This window comes from Streptomyces sp. R28 (genome assembly GCF_041052385.1).
Classification (GTDB): Bacteria; Actinomycetota; Actinomycetes; order Streptomycetales; family Streptomycetaceae; genus Streptomyces.
Genome location: NZ_CP163439.1, coordinates 10,101,603 through 10,110,809, shown reverse-complemented (window position 1 = coordinate 10,110,809; position 9,207 = coordinate 10,101,603). Strand labels below are relative to the sequence as shown.

At 72.9% G+C, this 9,207-nt stretch carries 1 protein-coding gene (cut by a window edge); it reads right to left on the bottom strand.

Annotated elements, in window-relative coordinates:
• Positions 1-25: 25 nt before the first annotated feature.
• Positions 26-9,207 carry the final stretch of a type I polyketide synthase gene (locus AB5J49_RS44165; RefSeq protein ID WP_369174503.1) on the bottom strand. The gene runs 18,706 nt beyond the window's last position, so only the last 9,182 of its 27,888 coding nucleotides appear in the window; its start codon lies off the right edge, out of view; the stop codon is at positions 26-28.

Genomic DNA, 9,207 nt, shown 5'->3' with positions numbered 1-9,207 from the left:
CGCGCTTCCTTCTGGGGGTCGGCCGTCAGTTCCCGGAGTTCTCGATCGCCAGGCGCAGCAGTGCTTCGCCGTCGAGGTCGTCGATCGAGTCCGCCTCGGGATCAAGCACAACAGAATCAGTGCTCGTGATTTCCCCACTGTCTTGTGCAAGTTGGAGCACGAGATCCAGCAGGCCGGCCTTGCGCAGTCGGCTGATCGGGATCGAGGCGAGGGTCTCGCGGATGTGCGCCTCGGGATCGTCCGCCCGCTGCTCGCCCGTCTCGCCCAGCAGCTCGGTGCGGATGAACTGCGCCAGGGCCGCCGGGGTCGGGTGGTCGAAGACCAGGGTCGCGGGCAGTGCCACCCCGGTGGCCGCCTTCAGCCGGTTGCGCAGGTCGACGGCCATCACCGAGTCGAAGCCGACGTCGCGGAAGGCCCGGTTCGCCGAGAACGCGTCGGTCTCGTCGTAGCCGAGCGTCGCTGCGGCCTCGGCGCGGACCAGGTCGAGCAGGACCCGGCCGCGCTCGGACTCGGGCAGCGCGGCCAGCCGCTCCTTGAACCCGGAGTCGGACGGCTGCTGCGCCTCGGCTTCGGCCAGCCTGCGCACGTCCGGGATGCCGTCGAGCAGCGGGCTGGGCCGCTGTGCGGTGAAGCTGGGCGCGAACTTCTCCCAGTCGGTGTTGGTGACGGTGAGCTGCGTCCGGCCGTCGGCGACCGCCTGCCGCAGTGCCCTGATCGCGAGCTCCGGCGCCATGGTGTGCAGGCCGCGGCGGCGCAGTTGCTCCGCGCCCTCGGCGTTCTCGGCGGCCATGCCGCTGTCCGCCCAGGCACCCCACGCGACGGACGTGGCCGCGAGGCCCAGACCGTGGCGGTGGTGCGCGAGGCCGTCCAGGTAGGCGTTGGCCGCCGCGTAGGCGGGCTGTGCCCCGCTGCCCCAGCTCGCCGCGCCGGACGAGAAGAGGATGAACGCCTCGATCTCCGGGTTGTCCGCGGTGAGTTCGTGCAGGTTCCACGCGGACGTCGTCTTGGCCCGCAGCAGCCGGTCGAGCTGGTCGATGCCGAGCGCGTCGGTCGGAGCGTTGCCCTCGACGACACCGGCCGCGTGCACGACCGCCGTCAGCGGGTGCTCGGCCGGGATCTGCTCCAGCAGCGCGGCCAGCGCCGCCCGGTCGGAGGCGTCGCAGGCCGCGAGCGTGACCCGGGCGCCGAGCGCTTCGAGCTCGGCCCGCAGCTCCTGCGCGCCGGGCGCCGCGGCCCCGCGACGGCTGGTGAGGACGACGTGCTCGGCGCCGGCGTCGACGACCCAGCGGGCGACATGACCGCCGAGCGCGCCTGTGCCACCGGTGATGAGCACCGTGCCGCGCGGTTGCCACTCCTCGCCCCGCTGCCCACGCGGCGCGGGCACCAGCCGCCGGCCGTGAACGCCGGAGGCGCGCACGGCGAGCTGATCCTCTCCACCCCCGTTGCTGAGCGCGGCGACCAGGCCCTCGGCGATACGGTCGTCGATCTCCTCGGGAAGGTCGACCAGGCCGCCCCACCGGTGCGGCAGGTCCAGGGCCGCGACCCGGCCGAGTCCCCACAGCGCCGTCTGGGCGGGGCTGGTGACCGTGTCGTCGGCGCCGGTCGTGACCGCTCCCCGGGTCACGGCCCACAGCGGCGCCGTGATCCCGGCGTCGCCGAGCGCCTGCACGAGCAGTACCGACAGCGCCAGGCCCGACGACGTGGCGTCGAACCCGGGGTACGGCCGGTCGGCCGTACCGAGCAGGGACAGCACTCCGGCGGGCTCAAGACCGGCCAACCGGGCGGCGAGGGTTGCCCATTCGGTGTCCGGTGCGACATCGATGCGTACGACGTCGGCGCCGAGCGGCGCGAGCACGGACTCGGTCCATGCCTTGTCGGCCTGGTCCGCCCCGTCGAAGCCGGCCGGAACGAGGGCGAGCCAGGTCCCCGTGATACCGGCGACGGGGACACCGCGCAGCCGCTCCCAGGAATCCTGGTACCGCCACGAGTCCACGGTGGACTGGGCCTTCTGCCGCCCACGCCACGCGGACAGCGCGGGCGCCACGGCCGCCGCCGCGTCCGGGTCCACATCGAGCGCGGAAGCGAGGTCACCGCTGTCGACGAGGGTCCAGAACTCGGCGTCGACCGGGTCGGCCGCGCCCGAGCTGACGGCCGCCTTGGGCCAGTAGCGCTGGCGGTCGAAGGCGTAGGTGGGGAGGTCGATGCGGCGGGCTCCGGTGCCTTCGTAGAACACCCGCCAGTCCACCTCGACGCCTGCGGCCCACGCCTCGCCGAGGGAGAGAGCGAACCTCGCCGGGCCACCCTGGTCCCGGCGCAGGGAACCGACCGCGACGACGTCCGCCGCGCCATGGTCGTCGGCGGTGGACTGCAGCGGCATCGTCAGCACCGGGTGCGCACTGGACTCGACGAACACGCGGTAGCCGTCGTCGATCAATGCGCGGGTGACCTTCGCGAACTCGATCGGCCTGCGGGCGTTCAAGTACCAGTACTCCGGGCCCAGTTCCGTCGTGTCGATCCGCTCGCCGGTCACCGCCGAGTAGAACGGGATACCCGCCGTCCGAGGAGTCGTCTCCGCCAGCAGCTCCAGGAGGCGTTCCCGCAGCGGCTCGACCTGCGGGCCGTGCGACGCCACCGTCGAGGGCACGATCCGGGCCCGCTCACCCCGGCTCACGCACAGGTCGACGAACTCGCCCAGCTCAGCCTCCGGACCAGCCACCGTGCACGCATTCGGACCGTTGATACCGGCCACCGACAACCCAGCCCAGCGACCGATGAGTTCACGCACCGCCTCCACCGGCAGCGCCACCGAGGCGACCGCACCCCGGCCCACCAACTCGTCCGCGAACAGCTGACTGCGCAGCACCACGATCCGGACGGCATCCTCAAGGCTCAACGCACCCGCCACGAAAGCAGCCGCGATCTCACCCTGCGAATGCCCCACCACCGCGCCCGGCTCCACACCGAACGACCGCCACGTCTGCGCCAACGACACCATCACCGCGAACAACACCGGCTGCAAGATCTCGATGCGCTCCAGCAGCTCCGCATCACCCCGCAGCACATCCACGACCGACCAGTCCACGAAGGACCCGATCACCCGGTCACACTCGGCCACCCAGTGCGCAAACACCTCGGAGGAGTCCAGCAGTTCAACCGCCATGCCCGCCCACTGCGACCCCTGACCGGGGAACACGAACACCGGCCCGGGGCCGACCTCACCGGCCACACCCCGCACCAACTGCCCGTCAACCAGCACAGCCCGGTGATCAAACACCGACCGCCCCAGCAAAGACCAGCCCACATCGACGCTGTCGGCCTCAAGAGCCACCAACCGCGCAACCTGCGCATCCAACGACCGCTCAGACCGCGCCGACACCACCCACGGAACCCCAAGCCCCGAAGGCGCCGGCTCAGCAACAGCCTCCTCGGAGCCGACGGCGGCCTCTTCCAGGATCAGATGCGCGTTGGTGCCGCTGATGCCGAACGACGACACACCCGCCCGACGCGGACGCTCCCCACCGGGCCACTCCACCGCCGACGTCAGCAACTCCACCGAACCCGCCGCCCAATCCACATGCGACGACGGCTCGGTGACATGCAACGTCCGCGGCAGCACCCCGTGTTGCAGGGCCAGGACCATCTTGATGACACCGGCGACGCCGGCGGCGGCCTGGGTGTGGCCAATGTTGGACTTCACGGAGCCGAGCAGGAGGGGCTGTTCGCGGTCCTGGCCGTAGGGGGCCAGGAGGGCCTGCGCCTCGATCGGGTCGCCGAGCGTCGTACCGGTACCGTGCGCCTCCACCGCATCCACATCCGCAGTCGAAAGACCGGCCGATGCGAGAGCCTGCCGGATCACCCGCTGCTGCGAAGGACCATTCGGCGCCGTCAGGCCATTCGACGCACCGTCCTGATTCACCGCCGAGCCCCGCACCACCGCCAGCACCCGATGCCCATTGCGCACCGCATCCGACAGCCGCTCCATGACCACCATGCCGACGCCCTCGGACCAGCCCGCGCCGTCGGCGTCGTCGGAGAAGGCCTTCGAGCGGCCGTTCTTGGCGAGGGCGCCCTGGCGGGTGAGTTCGGCGAAGGCGAGCGGGGTGGTCATGATGGTCGCGCCGCCGGCGACGGCGAGCGTGCACTCGCCGCCGCGCAGCGCCTGGGTGGCCAGGTGGATGGCCACCAGGGACGCGGAGCAGGCGGTGTCGACGGTGACGGCCGGGCCCTCGAAGCCGAAGGTGTAGGAGAGGCGGCCGGAGATCACGCTCGCCGCGAGACCGGTGGCGGCGTGGCCCTCGGTGTCCTCGGCGGAGTTGGTGAGCAGCGTCGCGTAGTCCTGGCCGTTCGTGCCGACGAACACGCCGGTCGGGGTGGATCGCAGGGAGTCCGGGTCGACGCCGACGCGCTCCAGTGCCTCCCAGGTCGTCTCCAGCAGGAACCGCTGCTGCGGGTCCATCGCGAGCGCCTCGCGCGGGGCGATGCCGAAGAACGCGGGGTCGAAGTCCGCGCTGCCGTCGAGGAATCCGGCCTCGCTGGTGACGCTCGTCGCCAGCACCGACTCGACGTCCCAGTCGCGGTCGGTCGGGAACGCGCCCATGCCGTCGCGTCCCTCGACCAGCATCTCCCAGAACTCCTCGGGCGTCGTCGCCCCGCCGGCGAACCTGCAGGACATGCCGACGATGGCGATCGGCTCGTCGTCGCGCACGGGACCGCGGGCGACCACGGCGGCGTCGGCGGCGACTCCGAGCACCTCGTGGAGCAGGTGCTCGGCGAGCGCGCGGGGCGTCGGGTAGTCGTAGACGAGGCTCGCGGGCAGGCTGCGCCCGGTTGCCGTGCCCAGCTTGTTGCGCAGTTCGACGGCGGTGAGTGAGTCGAAGCCGAGGCCGCTGAAGGGCTTGGTGACGCCCACGGCGGACGGGCCGGCGTAGCCGAGCACTGCCGCGACGGCCGTGCGGACGACGTCGAGCATCACGTCCAGCGGCTCGTCCGCGTCCTGGAGCCTGGCGAGCAGGCCGGCGTCGCCGCGCGGCTCGCGTGCCCGGCTCTCGGCCGCGGGCACGGCGTCCGGAAGGATCGCGATGCCGATGGTCGCGTCGGGTTCGCCGACGGCCCGCCACATCGCCTCCACGGCGAGGGCGGGGTTCATGGCGAGGCCGTGCAGGTCGGCGCCGACACCCTCCCCTGCGGCCATGCCGGCTCCGGCCCAGGCGCCCCAGGCGATGGAGGTCGCGGCGTGGCCGTCGGTCCGACGCCTGGTGGCGAGGGCGTCCAGGACGGTGTTGGCGGCGGCGTAGTTGGCCTGGCCGGGGTTGCCGATCGCACCGGCGAGGGACGAGAACAGGACGAACGCATCGAGGTCCAGCTCGCGCGTCAGCTCGTCGAGGACGAGCGCGGAAGCGGCCTTGGCGCGGAACACGTCCGCGAACCGCTGCGGCGTCAGCGACTCGATCACTCCGTCGTCCAGCACACCGGCGGTGTGCACGACGGCGGTGAGTCCGGGCAGGTCGGCGAGGAGGGCGCGGACGGCGTCGCGGTCGGCGACGTCGCAGGCCACCACGTCGGCCCGTACGTGCTCGCGCAGTTCGTCCCGCAGCGCGGCGGCGCCGGGCGCGTCCAGGCCCCGGCGGCTGGCCAGAACGACCCGCTCCACGCCCCGCTTGGCGAGGTCACGGGCGACGTGCGCGCCGAGCGCGCCGGTACCGCCGGTGATCAGGACGGTGCCGGTCGGCTGCCACGCCGTACCGGCCGGGCGCGGTGCCTTGCCGTATCGGCGGGCGAAGACGCCTTCGGGCCGGACGGCCACCTGGTCCTCGGCGCCCGTGAGTACGGCGGCAAGCAGCTCGGGTGCACCCTGTACGTCGACCAGGCCGCCCCACTGGGCGGGCAGTTCGAGCGCGGCGACGCGGCCGAGGCCCCAGACGGCGCTCTGTCCCACGTCGGCGATCGGCTCGCCCGCGACCGAGACCGCGCCGCGTGTGACCGCCCACACCGGGGCGGCGATGCCGCGGCGCGCCAGCGTCCGGACGAGTTCCAGCGTGCCGGACACGCCGGCCGGGACACCGCCCGCGTCGGTGCCGTCCGACAGTGCCAGCAGCGAGACGACGCCGTCGTACGGCGTTTCGGGCAGTTCCTCGACGATCGTGCCGCCGACCGCCGCGGCGACCTCGGCGGCCCACGCGTCGTCGGCCAGCCCGGCCGGCACCACGACCAGCCAGGTGCCGGTGACCGAGCCCGTCGGTGTGACCGGCGTCCAGGACTCGCGGTGCCGCCAGGAGTCCACGGCGGGCTGTGCGGAGGCGGTGGCCTCCAGCGGCGTCGGCCAGTAGCGCTCGTGCTGGAAGGCGTACGTCGGCAGGTCCACGCGGCGGGCGCCGGTACCGGCGAACAGCGGCACCCAGTCCACGGTCACGCCGCTCACGTGCAGCCGCGCCAGGCCTGTGACCAGCGCGGACTCCTCGTCGCGGTCCTTGCGCAGCACCGGGGTGATCACGGCATCCGGGGCCGTCTCGGCGACCATCGCGGACAGCACACCGTCAGGGCCGATCTCCAGGAACGCCGTGGTGCCCGCCTCGCGCAGCGCCGTGACGTTGTCGTGGAACCGCACCGCCGCACGGACATGACGGACCCAGTAGTCGGGGCCGGTCACGTCACCCGTCGTCACGACCGGGATCGCCGGCTCGTGGAACGTCAGGCCGCCGACCACCGAACGGAAGTCGTCCAGCATCGGTTCCATCAGCGGCGAGTGGAAGGCGTGGCTGACCGGCAGCCGCTTGGTCCTGCGGTCGGCGAAGTGTTCGGCGATCCGCTCGACCTCGGCCGCGTCGCCCGCGATCACCACGGACGTCGGCCCGTTGACGGCCGCGATCGACACACCGCCGGTGAGATGCGCGGCGGCTTCCTCCTCCGTGGCCTCGATCGCCAGCATCGCGCCGCCCGCGGGCAGCGCCTGCATCAGCCGGGCCCGCTCCGACACCAGCGTGCAGGCGTCCTCCAGCGACAGCACCCCGGCCACATGCGCGGCCGCGATCTCACCGATGGAATGGCCCGCCAGCTGATCGGCCCGCACACCGAGCCACTCCGTCAGCCGGTAAAGGGCCACCTGGAGGGCGAACAGCGCGGGCTGGGTGTGACGGGTCTGGTTCAGCAGCTCCGCGTCCGCACCCCACATCACCTCGCGCAACTGCGGGTCCAGGTAGGCGAGTACGTCGTCCAGAGCGCCCGCGAAGACGGGGAACCGCTCGTACAACTCCCGGCCCATGCCCAGCCGTTGCGCCCCCTGCCCGGAGAACAGGAACGCGAGCTGCTGCTCGGTGGCCTCGCCCCGGGCGATCTCCGCTCCGTCCGCGAGGACCACCCGGTGCTCGAACCGGCTACGACCGGTGGCGAGGGAGTAGGCGATGTCGAGGGGACTGGCATCGACCGCGGCGAGGCGGGCGACCTGGTCGGCAAGGGCCCGCTCGGTGCGGCCCGACACGAGGACCGGGACGACACCCGGCGTCACGCGCACCGGCTCATCCCGCTCCGGGGCGGACTCCGGCGCCTGCTCGATGATCACGTGCGCGTTGGTGCCGCTGACGCCGAACGACGACACACCGGCCCGGCGGGCGCGGCCGGTGGCCGGCCAGTCACGGCGTTCGGTGAGGAGTTCGACGCTGCCGGTCCCCCACTCGACGTTGGTGGACGGCGCGTCGACGTGCAGGGTGCGGGGTACGACGCCGTGCCGGAGCGCCATGACCATCTTGATGACGCCGGCGACGCCGCCGGCCGACTGCGGGTGGCCGATATTGGACTTGATGGAGCCCAGCAGGACAGGAGTCTCGCGGTCCTGGCCGTACGTGGCGAGCACCGCGCCCGCCTCGATGGGGTCACCGAGCGTGGTGCCGGTGCCGTGCGCCTCGACCACGTCGACGTCGCCCCCGGAGAGCCCGGCGTTGGCGAGGGCCTGCCGGATCACCCGCTGCTGCGACGGCCCGTTCGGCGCCGTAAGGCCATTGGACGCACCATCCTGGTTGACGGCCGAGCCGCGCAGAACGGCGAGGACTTCGTGGCCGTTGCGCCGGGCGTCGGACAGGCGCTCCAGCAGGATCACGCCCGCGCCCTCGGACCAGCCGGTGCCGTCGGCGGCGTCGGCGAACGCCTTGCAGCGGCCGTCGGGGGCGAGACCTCCGGTGGCGGTGAAGGCGGAGTAGGCGTTCGGCGTGGTCATCACCGCGACACCGCCGGCGAGCGCGAGGTCGCACTCGCCGTTGCGCAGCGCCTGCGCCGCCCAGTGCATCGCGACCAGGGACGAGGAGCAGGCGGTGTCGACGGTGACGGCCGGGCCCTCCAGGCCGAGCAGGTAGGAGATACGGCCGGACAGCACGCTCGCGGAGAACGCGGTGGTGGCGTAGGGGCCGGTCTCCTCCACCGAGCGGTTCAGCAGCGACTCGTAGTCCTGTCCTGTCGTACCGACGAAGACACCGGTGGGGCTGCCCTTGAGCGTGACCGGGTCGATGCCCGCCCGCTCCAGCGCCTCCCAGGAGGTCTCCAGGAGCAGACGCTGCTGCGGGTCCATGACGACGGCCTCACGCGGCGAGATCCCGAAGAAGCCGGCGTCGAAGTCCGCGACGGCGTCGAGGAATCCGCCCTCGGACGTGGCGCTGGCCAGGCTGTCCAGGTCCCAGCCACGGTCGGTGGGGAAGCCGGAGACGGCATCGCGGCCGTCGAACACGAGCTGCCACAGCTCCTCCGGCCGGGTGACGCCACCGGGGTAGCGGCAGCCGATGCCGACGATCGCGATCGGGTCGCCGGTGGCGGCCGTGGCGGCACGCACCTCGGCGGGGGCGTCGGTCCTGCCGAAGAGTTCCTCGCGCAGGTAGCCCGCCAGCGCGGTCGCGGTCGGGTGGTCGAACACCACGGTCGTGGGCAGCGGCAGGCCGGTGACGGCCTTGAGTTTGTTGCACATCTCGACGGCGGTCACCGAGTCGAAGCCCAGCTCGCGGAAGGCCCGCCCGGCCGGCAGCGTGTCGGTCTCCGCGTAGCCCAGGGTCTTGGCGGCCTCGGTGCGCACGAGGTCGAGCAGGGCCCGGTCGCGCTCCACGGCGGACAGCGCGGCGAGCCGCTGCTTGAGGGCCGACTCGTCCCGTTCCACCGGGCTGTCGGCGAGGGCCTGCCGTACTTCCGCGATGCCGTTGAGCAGGGGGCTCGGCCGCTCGGCGGTGAAGCTCG